General features: G+C 52.0%; 13 protein-coding genes. 9 read left to right on the top strand and 4 right to left on the bottom strand.

From position 1 onward, the window contains the following. The 3 genes from DW039_RS18545 to DW039_RS21005 all read left to right on the top strand — a co-directional run. Nucleotides 1-644 (top strand): DegT/DnrJ/EryC1/StrS family aminotransferase (locus DW039_RS18545; protein ID WP_207810842.1); only part of this gene is annotated, 644 nt, incomplete at its 5' end. Nucleotides 645-808: 164 nt separating this feature from the next. Then, a complete protein-coding gene (locus DW039_RS18540; protein WP_120382220.1) occupies nucleotides 809-1312 on the top strand; it encodes an HU family DNA-binding protein in 504 nt (167 codons plus the stop codon). A gap of 40 nt (nucleotides 1313-1352) precedes the next feature. Continuing rightward, nucleotides 1353-1445: a smalltalk protein gene (locus DW039_RS21005; RefSeq protein WP_005837261.1), complete on the top strand. Its 93-nt coding sequence runs from the start codon at nucleotides 1353-1355 to the stop codon at nucleotides 1443-1445. A 68-nt stretch (nucleotides 1446-1513) separates the two neighbouring features. Here DW039_RS21005 and asnB read toward each other — a convergent pair whose 3' ends face one another. The 3 genes from asnB to gltB all read right to left on the bottom strand — a co-directional run bounded on the left by asnB (nucleotide 1514) and on the right by gltB (nucleotide 9279). Beyond that, nucleotides 1514-3241: an asparagine synthase B gene (gene asnB / locus DW039_RS18535; RefSeq protein ID WP_120382219.1), complete on the bottom strand. Its 1728-nt coding sequence runs from the start codon at nucleotides 3239-3241 to the stop codon at nucleotides 1514-1516. Between the two features lie 41 nt (nucleotides 3242-3282). After that, the gene (locus DW039_RS18530) at nucleotides 3283-4641 is read right to left on the bottom strand and encodes a glutamate synthase subunit beta (protein WP_009038340.1); all 1359 of its coding nucleotides are present in this window, start codon (nucleotides 4639-4641) and stop codon (nucleotides 3283-3285) included. An 84-nt stretch (nucleotides 4642-4725) separates the two neighbouring features. Beyond that, nucleotides 4726-9279 (bottom strand): glutamate synthase large subunit, encoded by a 4554-nt coding sequence (gene gltB, locus DW039_RS18525; protein ID WP_371682775.1) that lies wholly within the window; start codon nucleotides 9277-9279, stop codon nucleotides 4726-4728. Between the two features lie 365 nt (nucleotides 9280-9644). On the opposite strand from gltB, the gene glmS reads away from it, so the two are divergent. The 5 genes from glmS to DW039_RS18500 all read left to right on the top strand — a co-directional run bounded on the left by glmS (nucleotide 9645) and on the right by DW039_RS18500 (nucleotide 18644). Next, nucleotides 9645-11489, top strand: coding sequence for a glutamine--fructose-6-phosphate transaminase (isomerizing) (glmS, locus tag DW039_RS18520; RefSeq protein ID WP_120382217.1), 1845 nt, complete (start codon nucleotides 9645-9647; stop codon nucleotides 11487-11489). 146 nt (nucleotides 11490-11635) lie between these two features. Continuing rightward, a complete protein-coding gene (locus DW039_RS18515) occupies nucleotides 11636-13519 on the top strand; it encodes an amidophosphoribosyltransferase (RefSeq protein ID WP_005837255.1) in 1884 nt (627 codons plus the stop codon). A gap of 8 nt (nucleotides 13520-13527) precedes the next feature. Continuing rightward, nucleotides 13528-14604 (top strand): glutamine-hydrolyzing carbamoyl-phosphate synthase small subunit, encoded by a 1077-nt coding sequence (gene carA / locus DW039_RS18510; protein WP_008664430.1) that lies wholly within the window; start codon nucleotides 13528-13530, stop codon nucleotides 14602-14604. Nucleotides 14605-14821: 217 nt separating this feature from the next. Then, nucleotides 14822-18058, top strand: coding sequence for a carbamoyl-phosphate synthase (glutamine-hydrolyzing) large subunit (gene carB / locus DW039_RS18505; RefSeq protein WP_035448620.1), 3237 nt, complete (start codon nucleotides 14822-14824; stop codon nucleotides 18056-18058). 37 nt (nucleotides 18059-18095) lie between these two features. Next, nucleotides 18096-18644 carry a methylated-DNA--[protein]-cysteine S-methyltransferase gene (locus DW039_RS18500; RefSeq protein WP_005837253.1) on the top strand — a complete coding sequence of 183 codons (549 nt, stop codon included), beginning with the start codon at nucleotides 18096-18098 and terminating at the stop codon, nucleotides 18642-18644. 2 nt (nucleotides 18645-18646) lie between these two features. Here DW039_RS18500 and DW039_RS18495 read toward each other — a convergent pair whose 3' ends face one another. Further along, the gene (locus DW039_RS18495) at nucleotides 18647-19540 is read right to left on the bottom strand and encodes an AraC family transcriptional regulator (RefSeq protein WP_005837252.1); all 894 of its coding nucleotides are present in this window, start codon (nucleotides 19538-19540) and stop codon (nucleotides 18647-18649) included. Nucleotides 19541-19731: 191 nt separating this feature from the next. On the opposite strand from DW039_RS18495, the gene DW039_RS18490 reads away from it, so the two are divergent. After that, nucleotides 19732-20994, top strand: a complete 1263-nt coding sequence (locus tag DW039_RS18490; protein WP_120382216.1) for a TolC family protein — start codon at nucleotides 19732-19734, stop codon at nucleotides 20992-20994. Nucleotides 20995-20996: the final 2 nt, after the last annotated feature.

The following is a 20996-nucleotide window of genomic DNA, read 5'->3' as shown; positions in this document are numbered from 1 at the left end:
GTGCCCTGATTTGCCCTGACGAGGAGTCCAAGCGTGAGATAATGTTCTATGCTACCCAGGCCCGTGAGTCCTATCCCTACTACCAGCATGAGCGTATAGGCTATAATTATAGGATGAGTAACATTTGTGCGGGTATCGGCTGCGGCCAAATGACGGTGGTGGATGAGCACATAGCGCACCATAAGCATCTGTGCGGTCTGTATCGTGAGCTGTTGGCTGATGTGGAAGGAATCACGCTTCATGAGAATCCTTCCGGACGCTATGATAGTAATTATTGGCTGAACACGGTACTGCTTGACGGGAATCTGCATGTGAGAGGTGAGGAGGATGCCTACCGTGAGACAGTGAAAGGTGCCGTTGGTGGTGCCGCGGGTGTTACTCATGAGTCAGTTAGTGTCCATACTTCTTGTGAGCCTAACCGTAATGTGGAGGCCATGCGTGTTTGTTTGGATAAAGCCGGTATCGAGAGCCGTCCCTTATGGAAGCCCATGCATCTCCAGCCGGTTTATTCGGCTAATCCTGCCTATGTTAATGGTGTCAGTGAGGGCTTGTTCAAGCGTGGTCTTTGTTTGCCGAGTGGTCCTTATGTGACGGATGAGGATGTGAGATACATAGTAGATGAAATGAAGAAGTGTATATTGTAGAGATGCTCTTTGTTGATTTATAATACTTTATCACTTTTCTCAGAAAAACTACTCCCAAGCACCTTTTTTCTTTGGCTGCACAGTTTTTAATCCTCACCTTTGCATCGTTGATCAACGAAACGTGTGAATAAGAAAACGAATTTAAATCTCTAAAGAAAAAAAGTATGAGTGTAATTTTCAGGACGGTGGAGAGACCGTCGGACCCCAGGGTTGAAAACTCTCCCAAGAAGTATTATCCGCAGTTGGTGACATTGGGGCAAAGCGTGGATTTGGCGTTTATTGCACAGAAGATGCAAGACCGCTCTTCTCTGTCTATCGGTGACATCAAGAGTACGATGCAGAACTTTGTGGAAAAGCTGAAAGAGCAGTTGCTGGAAGGAAAGACGGTTAATATAGCCGGGCTGGGTGTCTTTATACTGGCAGCCAAATCGAAAGGTGAGGAAAAGGCTGATGACGTGACAGCCAAGAGTGTGGAGAGCGTCCGTATCTGTTTTCAGGCGAATAGGGAACTGAAGATATCGAAGGCTGCTACCCGTGCTGGAGAAAGGCTGGATTTGGTGAGTTTGGATGATTATCTTAAGGGGAAGACTTCTACAGATGGCGGCTCCGGTTTGGAAGGAGGAGGCTCGGATTCGGATGGAGACCAAGGTGAGAATCCACTGGGATAACGGTAGCTATGAATTATTAATCAGATAATGGATAATCTTTATGAAGAAAACGTGGAATGTGATTTTGAAACTTATTATTGCCGTAGCGAGTGCTGTGGCAGGTGTGATTGGCGGACAGACAATGATGTTTTAGTCCGATAGGATTTGATAAATAAAAAATGAGAAGAGCTGCTGGCAGGAAATCTGTCGGCAGCTCTTTTTTTAATCCTTGTATGCTTCTTCGTGTACCCCCGCTACTGCTCGTCCGCTGGGGTCGTTCTTTCCTTGGAAAGAGGCGTCCCATGCCAGCGCTTCGGCGGTGGAGCATGCCACACTGGGTACGCTGGGAACGCTCCGGGCTGCGCTTTCACTGGGGAAATGCTCTTCGAAGATGGTGCGATAATAGTACTCTTCCTTGTTTTGCGGGGTATGTACTGGGAAGCGTTCGGCGGCATGTGCCATCTGTTCGTCGCTGACGGCAGCGGCAGTGATGGCTTTCAGCGTATCAATCCAACTGTAGCCCACACCGTCGGAGAACTGTTCTTTCTGCCGCCAGGCAACGCTCTGAGGGAGCATGTCGGCAAAGGCTTCGCGGACTACTTTCTTTTCTATCTCCTTGCCGGGGCACATCTTGACTGCCGGATTGATGCGCATGGCAACATCCAGGAATTCTTTGTCGAGGAAGGGGACACGTCCTTCCACTCCCCAGGCTGCAAGGCTTTTGTTGGCACGGAGGCAGTCGTACAGATGCAGTTTGGAGAGCTTGCGCACGGTTTCTTCGTGAAAGGCTTGCGGTGTGGGCGCCTTGTGGAAGTAAAGATAACCGCCGAACACCTCGTCTGCACCTTCGCCGCTGAGTACCATCTTGATGCCCATGCTTTTGATGACACGCGCCAGCAGATACATGGGGGTGGAGGCGCGGACAGTGGTTATGTCGTAAGTCTCAATGAAATAGATGACGTCGCGGACAGCATCGAGGCCTTCCTGAACGGTATAGTTTATCTCGTGATGCACGGTACCGATATGACGGGCCACTTCGCGGGCTTTAATCAAGTCGGGAGCACCCTTCAAGCCGACGGCGAAGGAATGGAGCTGCGGCCACCAGGCATCTGCCTTGTTGTCTGTCTCGATGCGTTTGGCGGCATATTTCTTGGCGATGGCAGAGATGACGGAAGAATCGAGTCCGCCACTGAGCAGGACACCGTAGGGGACGTCGGACATCAACTGGCGCTGTACGGCGGCTTCGAGGGCATCGTGCACGGCAGTGACTTGTGTGCCGTAGGCTGTTCGGCCTATCGAAGCCGGCGCAGCGTTGCGTTCGGCGGCAGGAGTGTAGTTGTCCTTCACAGCGGCATAGTCCATCCAGTCGCGGGTGTACCAGCGGTGCATCTTGCCCTCGCTCCCACGGTAGTAGTGGCCGGGAAGGAAAGGCTCGTACTCGTCGCAGAAACCCTCAAGGGCTTTCAGCTCACTGCCGAAGTAGATGTGTCCATCCTTGTCGCGTCCTATATAAAGGGGGATTACGCCGATGGGGTCGCGAGCGATGAGGTAATCGTCCGTTTCTTCATCATAGAGGGCGAAGGCGAAGATGCCGTTCAGCTCTTCGAGGAAGCGGATGCCTTTGTCTTTGTAAAGGGCAAGGATGACTTCGCAGTCGGAACCGGTCTGGAAGGCGTATTTTCCGGCATAGCGGGCACGGATGTCGCGATGGTTGTAAATCTCGCCATTGACGGCAAGCACCTGTTTGCGGTCGGGTGAATATAAGGGTTGTCCACCGGATTCCGGGTCGACAATGGAGAGGCGTTCGTGGGCGAGGATGGCGGAGCCGCCTACGTAGATACCACTCCAGTCCGGTCCGCGATGACGGATTTTCTGCGCCATCCGTAGCGCTTTGTTTCTCAACTCAGGAGTTTGAGACTGTATGTTGAAGATTCCTGCTATTCCACACATGAGAATTAAAAATTAAAGGTTAAAAATTAAAGAAAGGGAAATCATTTCTTGTTTTCTTTTAGAGGTTCGAGGTAACGGTCTATTTCTGTTGCCACTCGTCGTCCGTCGGCCAAGGCACGTACTACGAGGCTGGCGCCGTGGGCGGCATCGCCTGCCACGAATACGTTCTCTGCAAACTTCGGTTGCTCGGGCTTGAGGAAACCCATGGCAAGAAGCACCATATCGGCTTCGATGACCTCTTTCTTACCCGTAGATTTCATGGTAGGGCGGTTACCGTCTGTTGCCGGAAGCCACTCCACTTCTTCCACTTCCACACCGCATACCTTGCCATTCTTCCCGATGAACCGGGTAGAGGCGAGGGACCATCGACGGGTACAGCCTTCTTCGTGGCTGCTGGTGGTTTTCAGTACGACGGGCCATTGCGGCCAGGGAGTATCCGGGTTGTGTCCTATGGGTGGTTGGGGCATAATTTCAATCTGGGTTACGCTGACGGCTCCCTGGCGAATGCTGGTGCCTATACAGTCAGACCCGGTATCGCCGCCGCCGATGACGAGTACCCGTTTGCCGCGGGCGTTAACGAGTTGGTCTTTCGGGAAGGTATCTCCATCCAGAATATGGTTCTGCTGTGCCAGCATGTCGAGGGCAAAGTAGATGCCTTTCAGCTCCCTGCCCGGAATGGAGAGGTCGCGGGCGGTGGGCGTACCGGTACAAATGGCGTAGGCATCGAATCCGACGGGCAGTTTCTGCACATCGACATGGACTCCCATCTTGAACAAGATACCTTCGGCCTCGAGGATTTTCATGCGGCGGTCGATGACGGCTTTGTCCAGCTTGAAGTTGGGGATGCCATAGCGCAGCAGTCCTCCCGGCATCGGTTTGCTGTCGAATAGGGTAACTTCGTAACCTTTGGCGTTCAGCCGTACGGCAACGCTCAATCCGGCAGGGCCGGCGCCGATGACGGCTACTTTCTTTCCGTTGCGTTCGGGCTGGAGGGGGGTGATGTAGCCCTCGCGAAAAGCAGCCTCGGCAATGGCGGCTTCGTTCTCGCGGATAGTGACCGGTTCGTTGCACGAGAGTTTCAGTACGCACGACTTCTCGCAAAGGGCAGGGCAGATGCGTCCCGTAAATTCCGGAAAATCATTCGTACTGTTCAGTATTTGATAGGCTTCGCGCCATTTGCCCCGGTAGAGCGCGTCTTGGAATTCTGGGTCTTTATTGCCCAGCGGACATGCCCAGTGGCAGAAGGGTACGCCGCAGTCCATACAGCGCGAGGCCTGGAGCTTGCGGTCGTGGCTGTTCAGTGTCTGTTCCACTTGGCTGAAGTCTGTGATACGTTCGTGTATCGGACGGTAACCCGCCTCTTGGCGGGGGATATTGAGGAATGCTTTTGGATCTCCCATGATGAACAAATTAAAAAGTTAAAGAATTAAAGAATGAAAGGGGAATTTCCTCAGTCTTTCATTCTTTCATTATTAATTCGCGATTCAATAATCGCGTTGCATTTCTGCAATCTTCTGTTGCAATTTCTGCATCTGCTCCTCTTGCAGCACTTTTTTGTATTCGATAGGGACTACCTGGATGAACTGGTCGGCATAGCGTGGCCAGTCATCGAGCATGGTGCGTGCCAGTTTGGAACCGGTGTACAGGTAGTGCTGGCGGATGAGCTCGTGCAGTTCCTTGCGGTAGGAGGCCTCTTCGATGAGGCTCAGTTCTACCATTTCCATGTTGCAGAAATAGTCGAAGTTGCCGTCCCGGTTCCATACGTAGGCCACACCGCCGGACATGCCTGCGGCAAAGTTGCGTCCCGTCTGTCCGAGTACTACCACACGCCCGCCGGTCATATACTCGCAGCAGTGGTCGCCTACACCCTCCACTACGGCTGTGGCACCGGAGTTGCGGACGGCAAAGCGCTCGCCTGCACGGCCGTTGATGTAAACTTCACCGCTTGTGGCGCCATAAAGCAGGGTGTTGCCTGCAATCGTGTTTTTCTCTGCCTCGAAGTTGCTCCGTACCGGAGGCAGGACAGCGATGCGTCCGCCACTCAGACCTTTGCCCAGATAATCGTTGGCCTCGCCTTCCAGCTTGAAGTTGACACCCGGGACAAGGAATGCCCCGAAACTCTGCCCGGCAGAGCCTTTGAACTTCACGTTCAGCGTATGTTCGGGCAGCCCTTTTTCTCCGTATTTTGCGGCAATGACACCAGAGAGCATGGCGCCGCAGGCACGGTCGGTATTGGCGATGGTGTACTCCAGCGAGATTTCCTTCTGGTTCTCTACGGCTTCGGTGGCGGCATGTAGCATCTCTACATCTTTCACATGGTCGATGCCATGCTGTTGGTCGGTGACGTGGCGGATGGCGGCTTCATTGTCTACGCGTGCCAGTAGTTTGTCGAAGCTTATCAACTGATGTTTCCTGATTCCGTCATCCGGCTTGCGGACGATAAGGTCTGTACGTCCAATGATGTCGTCCAGGCGTTCCACCCCGATTTCCGCCAGGTATTCGCGTACCTCTTGGGCCAGGAAAGTGAAGAAGTTCACCAGATACTCGCTGCGTCCGCGGAAGCGCTTGCGCAGTTCTTCGTTCTGTGTCGCCACCCCTACGGGGCAGGTGTTCTGGTGACATTTGCGCATCATTACGCAACCCAGTACGATCAGGGCGCTGGTGGCGAAACCGAATTCTTCGGCTCCGAGCATTGCCATCAGTATGATGTCACGGCCTGTTTTGAGCTGTCCGTCCACTTGCAGCATCACTTGTCCGCGCAGGCCGTTCAGCACCAGTGTCTGCTGCGTTTCGCTCAAACCGAGTTCGGGCGAGATACCTGCATAGCGGATGGATGATGCAGGAGAAGCTCCCGTACCGCCCTCTGCACCCGAGATGACTATCAAATCGGCCTTTGCCTTTGCCACACCGGCGGCAATGGTGCCCACACCGCTTTCTGCCACCAGCTTCACGCTGATTTTTGCCCGTGGGTTCACGTTCTTCAGGTCGAAGATGAGCTGTGCCAGGTCTTCGATGGAGTAAATGTCGTGGTGGGGTGGAGGAGAAATCAGCGAGATGCCCGGAATGGAGTGACGTGTCTTGGCAATCACTTCATCCACTTTGAAGCCCGGCAGCTGCCCGCCTTCGCCCGGCTTGGCGCCTTGGGCAATCTTTATTTGTATTTCGTCCGCATTCACCAGATATTCTGCGGTGACACCGAAACGTCCTGAGGCCACCTGCTTGATGGCGCTGCGCAGACTGGTGCCGTCTTTGCGCGGCATGAAGCGTGCCCGGTCTTCGCCTCCTTCGCCCGTATTGCTCCGGCCATGCAGCTTGTTCATGGCAATAGCCATGGCTTCGTGGGCTTCGCGGCTGATGGAGCCGTAGGACATGGCGCCGGTGACAAAGCGCTGTACGATGTTCTCTACCGGTTCCACCCGGTCTATGCTGATAGGAGCGCGGCGGAAGTCGAGGAAATCGCGCAGGAAGATGGGAGATTCCTTGCTGTCTACCATGGCAGTGAACTCCTTGAATTTCTTATAGCTTCCCAGGCGTGTGGCAAGTTGCAGTGTGCTGATGGTTTCCGGGTTCCAGGCGTGCTTCTCACCATCCTTGCGGAAGGCATACAGTCCGCGGTTCGGCAATAGCTCCGCTTCCCCCTTCTTTTTAAGAACCTCCATCCCTTCCTTGTGGAAGGCGATGGCGTCGCGTGCCACTTCATCCAGGCGTATGCCTCCGATGCGTGAACTCAGTCCGCCAAAGTAGGCATTGCTCAACTCCTCGCTCAGTCCTACGGCCTCGAAAATTTTCGCGCCCCGGTAAGAACGGATGGTGCTGATGCCCATCTTGCTCATAATCTTGAACAAGCCTTTGCAGACGGACTTGATATATTTCTTTTCGGCAGTGGCGTAATCGAGCTGTATTTCCTTTTCGTTCACCAGTTTGTCGATGACGGCAAAAGCCATATACGGATTCAGTGCGCTGGCTCCGAAGCCCAGCAGCAGTGCGGCGTGCATCACTTCGCGGATTTCGCCGCTTTCTACAATCAGTGCCGTCTGCACCCGTTTGCCCACGGAGATAAGATGGTGGTGTACCGCCGACACGGCAAGCAGTGACGGAATGGCGGCATGGGCGGCGTCTACGTCGCGGTCGGAAAGCACGATGTAGTTCACTCCTTCGTTGACGGATTCTTCCGCCTGCTTGCAGAGGGTTGCCAATGCTTGCTGCAATCCCTGGCACCCTTTTGCCACTTCGAAGAGCAGGGGCAGTTTCACGGTCTTGAAGCCTTTGTACCGGATGTTGCAGAGAATATCCAGCTGGGCGTTGTTCAGGATGGGATGGTTCAACCTCACCATCTTGCAATGGTTTTCGCTGGGTGTCAGTATGTTCATGCCTACGGCTCCGATGTATTCGGTCAGCGACATTACCAGTTCTTCGCGTATCGGGTCGATAGGAGGGTTGGTGACTTGGGCAAACTGCTGGCGGAAATAGTTGTACAGTAGTTGCGGCTTGTCCGAGAGTACTGCCAGCGGGGTGTCATTGCCCATGGAGTTGATGGGTTCGGCACCGGTGGTACACATCGGGACAATCAGCCGTTCCACGTCTTCTTTGGAGTAGCCGAAGATGCGCAGCATGCTGTCGTAGTTCTCCACGCTATGGGAGACTTTGCGACCGCTTTTCAGTTCGTCCAGCTCGATGCGGTTGCCGGCCAGCCAAGTGCGGTATGGTTTGGCTTCGGCAAGTTGTTTCTTCAGTTCGCCGTCATAATATATTTCGCCTTTCTCGGTGTCTATAAGCAGTATCTTGCCCGGTTGCAGGCGTCCTTTTTCCTTGATGTCTCCCGGCTCGAAATCCATCACGCCGACTTCGCTGGCCACTACCATCATGCCGCCCTGCGTAATCAGGTAGCGTGCAGGGCGCAGTCCGTTTCTGTCGAGCATGCCGCCTGCATAGCGCCCGTCGCTGAAAAGCAGTGCCGCCGGTCCGTCCCACGGCTCCATCAGGATGGAGTGGTATTCATAGAAAGCTTTCAGGTCTTCGCTGATGGGATTCTTTTCGTTGAAGGATTCCGGCACGAGCATGGCCATGGCGTGCGGCAGGCTTAGGCCTGACATGAGGAGAAACTCGAGCACATTGTCCAGCGAGGCACTGTCGCTCATGCCCGGTTGCACGATGGGGCGTATCTCTCGGATGTCTCCCAGGGCGGGAGAGGAGAGTACACTCTCACGGGCTTCCATCCAGCCGCGGTTGCCGCGGATGGTATTGATTTCGCCGTTGTGTGCCAGCAGGCGGAAAGGCTGTGCCAGTCCCCAGGTGGGGAAAGTGTTGGTGCTGAAACGGGAGTGCACCAATGCCAGCCCGCTGGTGAAGTAGCTGTTGGTGAGGTCGGGGAAGTAGTTGCGCAACTGCAAGGAAGAGAGCATGCCCTTGTAGACGATGTTCTTCGTAGAGAGCGAGACGATGTAGAAATCCTCGCGGGTGGGGATGTCCGACTTGCGTATTCTGTTCTCTATCCTTTTCCTTATTATATAGAGTTTGCGGTCGGCGGTTTCGCTTTCCGTAAATCCGGTGATGAAAATTTGCTTGATGTCCGGTTCGTTGGCAAGAGCCGCTTCTCCCAATATTTCGGGGCAAGTGGGCACGTTGCGCAGATGCATCAGGGTCAATCCCTCCTTTTCAATCTCTTCGATAATGACGCTCAAGATGACAGCCTGGTCTTTTCCGTCTTTGGGAAGGAAAAGCAGGCCGGTGCCGTATTTTCCCTTCTCGGGAACGGGAATGCCCTGCAACAGAATGAATTCGTGCGGTATCTGCAGCATGATGCCGGCGCCGTCTCCGGTTTTGTTGTCCGCCCCTTCCGCTCCACGGTGGCGCATGTTTTCCAGTACCTTCAATGCCGATTCTACCAGTTCATGTGATTTTCCTCCCTGGATATTGACCAGCATGCCTACTCCGCAGGCATCGTGCTCATGGGATGCCTCATACAAGCCCAACTGTTTGGGCTGTCGCTGGTAATCCTCTGCTTTTGTTTTGTTGTTAAAAAGTTCTTGTTTCATGATTATAAGCTTTCTTTATTTCTGTATAATATTGTTTGTGGTTTCAAAATGTTCGGCAAATATATGGTGTTAATTGCAAAATGCTAATATGTATTCCTGCCTTCTTTCTTGCAAAATTCCTGCGATAGAAGATGAAGTTATGAATTGATAGAAAACACCCTCTGTTTTCTTTTAATCCTAAATCAAAATCAGACGGTTTGATTTGGATTTGTAAATTAAGCCTTTTGCTTTTAAAATAACACTTTCTTTAACTTTTTGATGTAAAAACAACTTTTTTCTATTCTTTTGATAAATAAATAGTGGAAAGATTAACTTTATGTTCTTAAGAATATGTATATTTGCAGCGCAAAATCAAATACTGATACATTATGTGTGGAATAGTAGGCTATATAGGTCAAAGGAAAGCCTACCCCATTCTTATCAAGGGTCTGAAGCGGTTGGAGTACCGTGGATATGATAGTGCGGGGGTAGCATTAATCAGTGATAACCGACAGTTGAACGTGTACAAAGCGAAAGGTAAGGTTTCGGAACTTGAAACTTTCGTTGCTCAAAAAGATATTTCCGGTAACATTGGTATTGCACATACACGTTGGGCTACTCATGGAGAACCTTGTTCCGTCAATGCCCATCCCCATTATTCCTCTTCCGAACGCCTCGCCCTCATCCATAACGGCATTATTGAAAACTACGCCGTCCTTAAAGAAAAACTTCAAGCCAAAGGTTATGTATTTAAAAGCAGCACTGATACCGAGGTGCTGGTACAGCTCATCGAATACATTCAGGTGACAAACCATATTGACCTGCTGACGGCAGTGCAACTTGCCTTGCAGGAAGTGATTGGGGCGTATGCCATTGCGGTGCTCGACAAGGACAATCCGGATGGGATAATCGCTGCACGCAAGAGCAGTCCGCTGGTGGTGGGCATCGGTGAAGGTGAGTTTTTCCTGGCTTCGGATGCCACGCCGATTGTGGAATATACGGATAAGGTGGTGTATCTGGAAGACGAAGAGATTGCCCTCATCCGCCGGGGAGAGAAGCTGAAGGTTGTTAACCTGAAGAATGTGGAATGTCCGCACGAGGTAAAGACGGTAGCGCTCAATCTCGGCCAGCTGGAGAAGGGAGGCTATCCGCACTTCATGCTGAAGGAAATCTTCGAACAGCCCGGCTGCATTCGCGACTGCATGCGCGGGCGTATCAATGTGGAGGGTACGAACGTGGTTCTTTCTGCAGTGATTGATTATAAGGAACGTCTGCTGGCGGCCAAACGCTTCGTCATCGTGGCATGCGGTACGTCATGGCATGCCGCCCTCATCGGCAAGCATTTGATTGAAAGCTTCTGCCGTATTCCGGTGGAGGTGGAGTATGCCAGTGAGTTCCGTTACCGCGACCCGGTGATTGACAGCAACGATGTGGTGATTGCCATCTCGCAAAGCGGTGAAACGGCCGATACGCTGGCTGCCGTGGAGCTTGCCAGAAATCGTGGGGCATTTATATATGGCATCTGCAATGCCGTCGGTTCCAGCATTCCCCGTGCCACGCACACGGGTTCCTATATCCACGTGGGACCGGAAATAGGGGTGGCATCCACCAAAGCCTTCACCGGGCAGGTAACGGTGCTTACCATGCTGGCCCTGACACTTGCCAAAGAGAAAAAGACGATGGACGAAGGGCAATACCTGGCAATTGTCAAGGAATTGGGACATATCCCCGACAAGATGAAGGAGGTCTTGAAACTGAACGACCGTATAGCGGAACTTTCCAAGATATTCACCTATGCACACAACTTTATCTATCTGGGACGCGGATACAGTTATCCCGTAGCCCTGGAAGGTGCTTTGAAGTTGAAGGAGATTTCGTATATCCATGCCGAGGGCTATCCTGCCGCCGAAATGAAGCATGGGCCCATTGCCTTGGTAGATGCCGAGATGCCGGTGGTGGTTATTGCCACCCAAAATGGGCTTTACGAAAAGGTGCTGAGCAATATCCAGGAAATAAAGGCGCGTAAAGGCAGGGTTATCGCCATTGTGACAAAGGGAGATACGGTCATCAGTAAAATAGCCGACACTTGCATCGAGCTTCCCGAAACAATGGAGTGCCTTGATCCGTTAATAACTACGGTACCTCTGCAATTACTTGCCTATCACATTGCCGTGTGCAAGGAAATGGATGTGGACCAGCCGAGGAATCTTGCGAAGTCGGTGACTGTAGAATGAGGACATGTACAATTTACCATTTACAATGTACAATGGGGCTGCGCTTGGGAGGGGTAAATGTAAATGGTAATTGTATGCTATAATAAGGAAAAGAAAATTGTACACTTAAAATTGTACATTGTAAATGGTAAATTGTAAATAAATAGATGGAACAACTGAAGCATGAATGCGGCGTCGCCATGATACGCCTGCTGAAACCGCTGGAGTACTATGAAGAGAAGTACGGAACATGGATGTACGGACTCAACAAGCTCTATCTCCTGATGGAGAAACAACACAACCGTGGGCAGGAAGGTGCCGGACTGGCCTGCGTGAAACTGGAAGCCAGTCCCGGCGAGGAATATATGTTCCGTGAGCGTGCTCTCGGCTCGGGCGCCATTACCGAAATTTTCGGTACGGTGCAGGGTCACTTCAAGGACTTGACCAAGGAACAGCTGCATGATGCGGACTATGCCAAGCGTGTGCTGCCCTTTGCAGGGGAGGTCTATATGGGACACCTGCGTTACTCCACTACCGGAAAGTCCGGCATCTCGTACGTGCACCCGTTCCTCCGGAGAAACAACTGGCGTGCCAAGAATCTTGCCCTCTGCGGCAACTTCAACATGACGAATGTGGATGAAATCTTCGCACGCATTACCGCCATCGGCCAGCATCCGCGCAAATATGCCGATACCTACATCATGCTGGAGCAGTTGGGACATCGCCTCGACCGCGAAGTGGAGCGCCTCTTCAACCTTGCCGAAGCGGAAGGGCTGGCAGGCATGGACATCACCCGTTATATAGAAAACCACATCGACCTTGCCAACGTACTGCGTACTTCGAGCAAGGAGTGGGACGGGGGATACGTGATGTGCGGACTTACCGGAAGCGGAGAGACTTTTGCCGTACGCGACCCATGGGGCATCCGTACAGCCTTCTGGTATCAGGACGACGAGATAGCGGTGCTTGCCAGCGAACGTCCCGTGATACAGACAGCCCTTAATGTTCCTGTCGAATCCATCAAGGAGCTGCAACCCGGACAAGCCATGTTTATCAACAAGGCCGGCAAGGTGCGCACCGTGCAAATCAACAAGCCGCGCGAGGTGAAACCTTGTTCCTTCGAGCGCATCTACTTCAGCCGGGGCAGTGATGTGGACATTTACCGGGAACGTAAACTGCTGGGTGAGAAACTTGTACCCAACATATTGAAAGCCATCGACAACGATGTGGACCATACCGTCTTCTCCTTCATCCCCAATACGGCGGAAGTCGCCTTCTACGGTATGTTGCAGGGATTGGACGACTACCTCAACGAGGAGAAGGTGCAGCAGATTGCCGCCTTGGGGCATAGTCCCAGCCACGACGAACTGGAGCATATCTTGTCGCGGCGCATACGGAGCGAGAAGGTAGCCATCAAGGACATCAAGCTGCGTACCTTCATTGCCGAAGGAAACAGCCGGAACGACCTTGCCGCCCATGTGTACGACATCACTTACGGAAGCCTTGTCCCGGGAGTGGATAATCTGGTCATCATCGACGACTCGATAGTGCGCGGAACCACCCTGAAGCAGAGCATCATCGGTATCCTTGACCGTCTGGAGCCGAAGAAGATAGTCATTGTAAGCTCTTCACCGCAGGTGCGCTATCCCGACTACTATGGCATCGATATGGCTAAGATGAGCGAATTCATCGCCTTCAAGGCTGCTGTGGAACTGCTGAAGGAGCGCGAGATGCGCGATGTAATTGCCGCCGCCTACCGCAAGTCCAAGGAGCAGGTAGGCCTGCCCAAAGAACAGATGGTGAATTACGTGAAGGAGATTTATGCTCCTTTCACTGATGAGGAAATCTCTGCCAAGATGGTGGAGCTTCTTACTCCGAAAGGGACGAAAGCCAAAGTGCAGATTGTCTACCAGCCTCTCGAGGGGCTGCATGAGGCCTGCCCCAAGCATCCGGGTGACTGGTACTTCAGCGGCGATTATCCTACGCCGGGCGGTGTGAAGCTGCTGAACAAGGCATTTATTGATTATATAGAACAAGTTTATCAATTTTAATTGAATCAATGAGAAATGTAACTCTAATCCTCGACGACGGGAGCCGCTTCCACGGCAAGTCGTTCGGCTTTGAAAAACCGGTAGCGGGAGAGGTGGTCTTCAACACAGCCATGACGGGTTATCCCGAAAGCCTGACCGACCCTTCGTATGCCGGACAGCTGATGACGCTCACCTATCCGTTGGTGGGCAATTACGGTGTGCCGCCTTTTACTCTCGAACCGAATGGGCTTGCCACTTTTATGGAGAGCGAGCATATCCATGCCGAAGCCATTATTGTAAGCGATTATAGTGAAAATTATAGCCATTGGAATGCGGTGGAAAGTCTCGGTGACTGGCTGAAACGCGAACAGATTCCGGGCATCACGGGCATCGATACCCGCGAACTGACAAAGGTGCTTCGCGAGCATGGGGTGATGATGGGACGTATCGCCTTTGATGATGAATCGGATGAAATGCCTGAGGCCTCTTATGCCGATGTGAATTATGTGGATAAAGTTAGCTGCAAGGAGGTTATCCGTTACAACGAAGGAACCGGTAAGAAGAAAGTGCTCCTTGTGGATTGCGGCGTCAAGCATAACATCATCCGCTGCCTGCTGAAACGTGACGTGGAAGTGATTCGCGTTCCCTGGGACTATGATTATACTGGGATGGAGTTCGACGGGTTGTTCATCTCCAACGGCCCTGGCGACCCCGATACCTGCGATGCTGCCGTGCAGCATATCCGCAAGGCAATGCAGAACGAGAAACTGCCCATCTTCGGCATCTGTATGGGAAACCAGTTGCTTTCCAAAGCTGGGGGCGCCAAGATATACAAATTGAAATACGGCCACCGCAGCCATAACCAACCGGTGCGTATGGTGGGTACGGAACGTTGCTTCATCACCTCACAGAATCATGGGTATGCCGTAGACAACAACACGCTGACAGAAGACTGGGAACCGCTTTTCATCAATATGAACGATGGTTCTAATGAAGGAATCCGCCACAAACGCAATCCCTGGTTCTCCGCACAGTTTCATCCCGAAGCTGCCAGCGGGCCGACGGATACGGAGTTTCTTTTTGATGACTTTGTGAAGTTGCTTTAGTAAGAGAATTTTATCAAGAATGATTGCGTTCATAATCTCTTGATAATCAGTATGTAAAAGACGGTATAATGAGTCCCATACTGAATGTCATTCAGTCCCAGAGTGAATACCTTTCAGTCCTATACTGAATGCCATTCAATTAGTGACTGATTGTGTAAGGTAAGAGAAAGATAAGGTTTTATTACTACTATTACATTTTTAATAAACAGATATGCAAATGAAAGAAAACAATATAAAGAAAGTCCTGCTGCTCGGTTCCGGCGCACTGAAAATCGGTGAGGCAGGAGAATTTGACTACTCCGGTTCGCAGGCGCTCAAGGCATTGAAGGAGGAAGGCATCTACACGGTTCTCATCAATCCGAACATTGCCACGGTACAGACCTCGGAAGGAGTTGCCGACCAGATTTACTTCCTGCCCGTCACTCCTTACTTCGTGGAGAAGGTGATAGAGAAGGAGCGCCCGGACGGCATCATGCTTGCTTTTGGCGGACAGACGGCACTGAACTGCGGTGTCTCCCTCTATAAAGACAAGATTTTCGAGAAGTACGGCGTGACGGTTCTCGGCACTCCCGTGCAGGCCATCATTGACACGGAGGACCGTGAAATCTTTGTGCAGAAACTGAATGAGATTGATGTGAAGACCATCAAGAGCGAAGCCGTGGAGAATGCGGCGGATGCCCGTCGCGCAGCCCGGGAACTGGGATACCCGGTCATTGTCCGTGCCGCATATGCGCTTGGCGGACTGGGTTCGGGCTTCTGCGACAATGAAGAAGAGCTGAATGTGCTGGTGGAGAAAGCCTTCTCCTTCTCCCCACAGGTGCTGGTGGAGAAATCGCTGAAGGGATGGAAGGAAGTGGAATACGAGGTGGTGCGCGACCGCTTCGACAACTGCATCACGGTCTGCAACATGGAGAACTTCGACCCCCTGGGCATCCATACAGGTGAGTCCATCGTTATTGCCCCGTCACAGACGTTGAGCAATACGGACTATCATAAATTGCGTGAACTTGCTATCCGCATTATCCGTCACATCGGCATTGTGGGAGAGTGTAACGTGCAGTATGCCTACGACCCGATGAGCGAGGACTACCGGGTAATCGAGGTAAATGCACGCTTGAGCCGTTCGTCTGCACTTGCCTCTAAAGCAACGGGTTATCCGTTGGCGTTTGTAGCGGCAAAACTCGGCTTGGGCTATGGCTTGTTCGACTTGAACAACTCTGTGACAAAGACTACAAGCGCTTTCTTCGAACCCGCCCTGGACTATGTGGTCTGCAAGATACCGCGTTGGGATTTGGGCAAGTTCCACGGGGTGGACAAAGAGCTGGGTTCAAGCATGAAGTCGGTAGGCGAGGTGATGGCTATCGGCCGTACTTTCGAGGAAGCCATCCAGAAGGGGCTTCGCATGATAGGCCAGGGCATGCACGGCTTCGTAGAGAACAAGGAACTGGTGATTGCCGATTTGGACAAGGCTCTGCGCGAACCTACCGACAAACGTATCTTTGTCATCTCCAAAGCCTTCCGTGCCGGGTATACGGTGGACCAGGTGCACGAATTGACCAAGATAGACCGTTGGTTCCTGGAGAAGTTGATGAACATCATGGATACCAGCAGGGAACTGCACTCTTTTATGGCTGATGGAGAGTTGCCAATGATTCCCGTGGACTTGTTGCGTAAAGCCAAAGTACAAGGCTTCTCTGATTTCCAGATAGCCCGTGCCCTCGGCTTGGAACAAGCAATGGACGGCGAAGAAGCCATCCTTGCCGTCCGCAATTTCCGCAAGAGTGCAGGCATTCTGCCCGTAGTGAAGCAGATAGATACCCTTGCCGCCGAATATCCCGCACAGACCAACTATCTCTACCTAACGTATAGCGGCACGGCAAATGATGTCCGTTACCTCGGCGACCACAAGTCCATCGTCGTATTGGGCTCCGGCGCCTACCGCATCGGTTCTTCCGTAGAGTTCGACTGGTGCGGCGTGCAGGCCCTGAACACCATCCGCCAGGAAGGCTACCGCAGTGTCATGATAAACTACAACCCCGAAACCGTGTCTACGGACTATGACATGTGCGACCGTCTTTACTTCGACGAGCTCACCTTCGAGCGCGTGATGGATATTCTCGAACTGGAGAATCCCCACGGGGTGATTGTCTCTACCGGTGGTCAGATACCGAATAACCTTGCCCTGCGCCTCGATGCGCAGAAGGTACCTATTCTCGGCACAAGCGCCAGGAGCATCGACAATGCCGAAGACCGTGACAAGTTCTCCGCCATGCTCGACCGCATTGGTGTAGACCAACCCGAATGGCGGGCGCTGACCTCCCTGGAGGACATCAACGCCTTTGTGGATAAGGTGGGCTTCCCGGTATTGGTCCGTCCTTCCTACGTATTGTCCGGCGCTGCGATGAACGTCTGTTCCAACCGGGAGGAGCTGGAACGCTTCCTGAAGCTGGCGGCGAATGTCAGCAAGAAACATCCCGTAGTGGTGAGCCAGTTCATTGAGCATGCCAAGGAGGTGGAGATGGATGCTGTGGCGCAAGATGGAGAGATTATCGCGTACGCCATCAGTGAGCATATCGAGTTTGCCGGAGTGCATTCCGGTGACGCCACTATCCAGTTCCCGCCACAAAAGTTGTATGTGGAGACGGTGCGCCGCATCAAGCGCATCAGCCGCGAGATTGCCCGTGAGCTGAACATCTCCGGTCCGTTCAATATCCAGTATCTGGCACGCGAGAACGACATCAAGGTGATTGAGTGCAACCTCCGTGCCAGCCGTTCGTTCCCGTTTGTCAGCAAGGTGCTGAAGATAAACCTTATTGAACTTGCCACGAAGGTGATGCTCGGCATTCCGGTACAGAAGCCGGACAAGAATCTGTTCGATTTGGATTACGTAGGCATCAAGGCGAGCCAGTTCTCCTTCAACCGTCTGCAGAAGGCCGACCCGGTACTGGGTGTGGATATGGCAAGCACGGGCGAGGTGGGTTGCATCGGCAGCGATACTTCCTGCGCCATTCTCAAGGCGATGCTCTCCGTGGGATATCGTATTCCAGAGAAAAATATCCTGCTTTCTACCGGTACTCCGAAGCAGAAAGTGGACATGCTTTCTGCCGCGCGTATGCTTCAGAAGAAGGGGTATAAGATATTTGCCACGGGTGGTTCCAGCAACTTCCTTACGGAGAACGGTGTGGAGAATACGCGCGTCTACTGGCCCAGCGAACCCGAACGCCAGCCGCAGGCACTCGACATGCTGCACCGCAAGGAGATAGACATGGTGGTCAATATTCCGAAGAACCTCACCGCAGGCGAGTTGGATAACGGCTACAAGATACGCCGTGCCGCCATCGACCTCAATATTCCGTTGATAACGAATGCCCGTCTGGCAAGTGCGTTCATCAATGCATTCTGCACGATGATGCCGGATGATTTGGCTATCAAGTCGTGGGCGGAGTACAAATGATGATTTAATTTGCTATCTTTGCTGAAAACTAAGTTCGATGGAAACAATTTTGACCCAATACTATCAATCTCCTTATGGCGAGTTGCTCCTCGGCTCTTTCGGCGATAAACTCTGCCTATGCGACTGGATGCTGAACGAGAAACGTAGAGTACCCGTTGATAAGCGTATACGGCAGGCGCTGCATGCCGATTATGAGGAAGGCACTTCGGAAGTGATTGCAAGGGCAATCATTCAGTTGGATGAGTATTTTGCCTGTAAGCGGACCATATTCGATGTTCCACTGCTTGCAGTCGGAACAGAATTCCAGCGGACGGTGTGGCAGGAGTTGCAGAACATCCCTTACGGAAAAACAGTGTCCTACGGCGAGCTTTCACGAAAGCTGGGCAATCCGAAAGCCGTACGCGCGGTGGCGGCTGCCAATGGGGCAAATGCCCTCTCCATACTCATCCCCTGCCATCGTGTGGTGGGCAGCAACCATACGCTGATAGGCTATGCCGGTGGACTGGCAGCCAAACAAGGGATGCTGGCATTGGAAGCGGACTCTTGCGACGGACCGTCAGGCTCCCGTATAGGACAGCTGTTTTGAGGTCAGGTTTGTTTCTGGTATTCCGCCGGTGTCATCCCCGTCATACGTTTGAAGAACTTCGAGAAGAACGACGGATTGGGAAAGTTCAGTTCGTCTGATATTTGAAACACCAGTAGATTACTGTGTTTCAGCAATACTTTGGCTTCGAGGATAACTGCTTGATTAATCCATTGCATCACGGTTTGTCCGCTTGTTTCACGTATCACCGAGCTCAGATAGTGCGGTGTCAGGCATAGTTTGTCGGCATAGAAGTTGACGCTGCGTTCGTGCTTGCTGTGTTGGTTCACCAAAGCGATGAAGCGGCGGAATAGCTCTTCCTGGCGTGAAAGGCGTGACGGAGTTGACTTGCATGTGTGCTCGTGGATATACTTAAGGTTATAGAGAAGTGAGACAATCAAGTGCTGTACAGCTCCGCGGCGGTAGGGCAAACAATGTAGTATATTCCACAATAAAGAGAAGAAGCTGCTGATGTGTGCCCATTCCTCGTTGTTGCATGAAAGGCGGATTCCGTTTCGTGTATAAGCTTCCGAAAGAATGGAATTCTGTAGTACGGGCAGAAAATTGGCAGTGGGCATGATGACTTGGAATTCGTAGTCGGGACTGACTTCCGATATTTCTATCAGCGAATTGTCAGGGATGATAATAATATCGTGGGCTGTAGCTTCATATTCGATAAGATTGATGGAGATTCGGCCCTTACCTTGCATGATGCGTACAATCCTTCCTTCTTTGGCACGATAAGGTTGCTGGGTGCGGAATAGCCTGAATCCCATTGCTTGAAAACTGATGACCATTCCCAAATCGTCGTTTATAAATCTGTATTCGGAATGTTCTATAAAATCCGGATTGTTGCGGATGTCCTCGAATGCGACGCTTATCGGTTTGTTCTTTTCCATATCTTTCCCTTTATGAATAATGTATATTTCCACCGCAAAGATAATAAAGTGTTCCTATTATTTGTCTTTTTCTACGAAATGTCGTACTATTAGAACATCTTTGCGCACAAATGGATTGTAAGGTTATAGGGTTATGCCTTTATCTTTGCATGTGTATAGAACAAAACCATGTAGAATAAACAAGAAACAGAATGGATATGAAACGAACCGTTTTCTTTTTTACCCTTTCTCTTGCCGCCATGCTGGCACATGCCCAGCTCACGTTGGAAGAGTGCCAGCGCCGGGCGCAAGACAATTATCCGTTGGTCAGGCAATACGGACTGATAGAAAAGGCACGCGGGTACGACCTCTCCAATGCCGGAAAAGGTTACTTGCCCCAGTTTTCCCTATCCGGCAAGGCCACGTACCAGAGTGACATCACCCGGCTACCGGTCGAAATCCCTAATCTTGACATCAAGACTGCTTCGAAAGACCAGTACCAGGTGATGCTCGAAGTGCAGCAGACCCTCTGGGATGGTGGGGATATACGTTCCAGAAAACGATTGACGCGTGCCGCCTCGGAAGTGGAACTGGAAAAACAGCATGTAGACATGTATGCCTTGACTGACCGGGTGAACCAGCTCTTTTTCGGCATCCTGCTGTTGGACGAACAGCTGAAACAGAACAGCCTCTTGCAAGAAGATTTAGGAAGAACCCACAAGCAGGTAGCCGACTATATAGCCAATGGCATCGCCACCCTGAGCGACCTGGATGCAGTCAGCGTAGAGCAACTGAACACCAGGCAGCACCGTGTGGAATTGGAGACCACCCGCCGTGCATACCTCAGCATGCTTGCTGCCTTTACGGGCAAGGATCTCTCTTCCGAAACGGTTTTATTGAAACCGGCTGCCGAAGAAAACATAGACCGGCAGATGAACAACCGTCCCGAACTTCGTTGGTACGATGCGCAGGGAGAGCAACTCCACCAGCAGGAGGCAGCCTTGAACACCCGGTTGATGCCGCGTTTCGGCCTTTTTGTACAAGGGGCATACGGCAATCTGGGATTGAATATGTTGAAAGATGAATTCAACGCCTATTGCATGGCGGGGGTGCGCATGTCCTGGAATTTCGGCAGTCTGTATACGTTGAAGAACGACCGCCGCAGGATAGACAATACCCGCCAACAGATAGAGACCGGCCGGGATGTGTTCCTTTTCAACATTCGCCTGCAGGCTACGCAGCAGGATGCGGGCATTGTATCCATGCGCCGCCAGATGGCGGATGATGACGAGATTATCCGTCTGCGTGGGAATATCCGCCGTGCAGCCGAGGCCAAGGTGCAGAACGGGACAATGACCGTGACCGATATGCTGCGGGAGATTACCAACGAAAGTATGGCACGACAGACCAAGGCATTGCATGAGGTGCAGTTGCTGATGAACATCTGGCAGCTGAAATATACGCTGAACAATTAATG

It is taken from the genome of Bacteroides sp. AF39-16AC (assembly GCF_003602735.1).
In the GTDB taxonomy this organism is placed as follows: domain Bacteria; phylum Bacteroidota; class Bacteroidia; order Bacteroidales; family Bacteroidaceae; genus Bacteroides; species Bacteroides uniformis.
The sequence above is the reverse complement of the archived record's forward strand: the minus strand, read 5'-3'. Positions and strand labels throughout refer to the sequence as shown.

Coding starts and splice junctions, on each gene's coding strand:
- carB (WP_035448620.1), top strand. CDS start 14,822: ATGAAAGAAAACAATATAAAGAAAGTCCTGCTGCTCGGTTCCGGCGCA.
- DW039_RS18500 (WP_005837253.1), top strand. CDS start 18,096: ATGGAAACAATTTTGACCCAATACTATCAATCTCCTTATGGCGAGTTG.
- DW039_RS18530 (WP_009038340.1), bottom strand. CDS start 4,641: ATGGGAGATCCAAAAGCATTCCTCAATATCCCCCGCCAAGAGGCGGGT.
- DW039_RS18490 (WP_120382216.1), top strand. CDS start 19,732: ATGGATATGAAACGAACCGTTTTCTTTTTTACCCTTTCTCTTGCCGCC.
- DW039_RS18515 (WP_005837255.1), top strand. CDS start 11,636: ATGGAACAACTGAAGCATGAATGCGGCGTCGCCATGATACGCCTGCTG.
- DW039_RS18495 (WP_005837252.1), bottom strand. CDS start 19,540: ATGGAAAAGAACAAACCGATAAGCGTCGCATTCGAGGACATCCGCAAC.
- asnB (WP_120382219.1), bottom strand. CDS start 3,241: ATGTGTGGAATAGCAGGAATCTTCAACATACAGTCTCAAACTCCTGAG.
- DW039_RS18540 (WP_120382220.1), top strand. CDS start 809: ATGAGTGTAATTTTCAGGACGGTGGAGAGACCGTCGGACCCCAGGGTT.
- glmS (WP_120382217.1), top strand. CDS start 9,645: ATGTGTGGAATAGTAGGCTATATAGGTCAAAGGAAAGCCTACCCCATT.
- DW039_RS21005 (WP_005837261.1), top strand. CDS start 1,353: ATGAAGAAAACGTGGAATGTGATTTTGAAACTTATTATTGCCGTAGCG.
- carA (WP_008664430.1), top strand. CDS start 13,528: ATGAGAAATGTAACTCTAATCCTCGACGACGGGAGCCGCTTCCACGGC.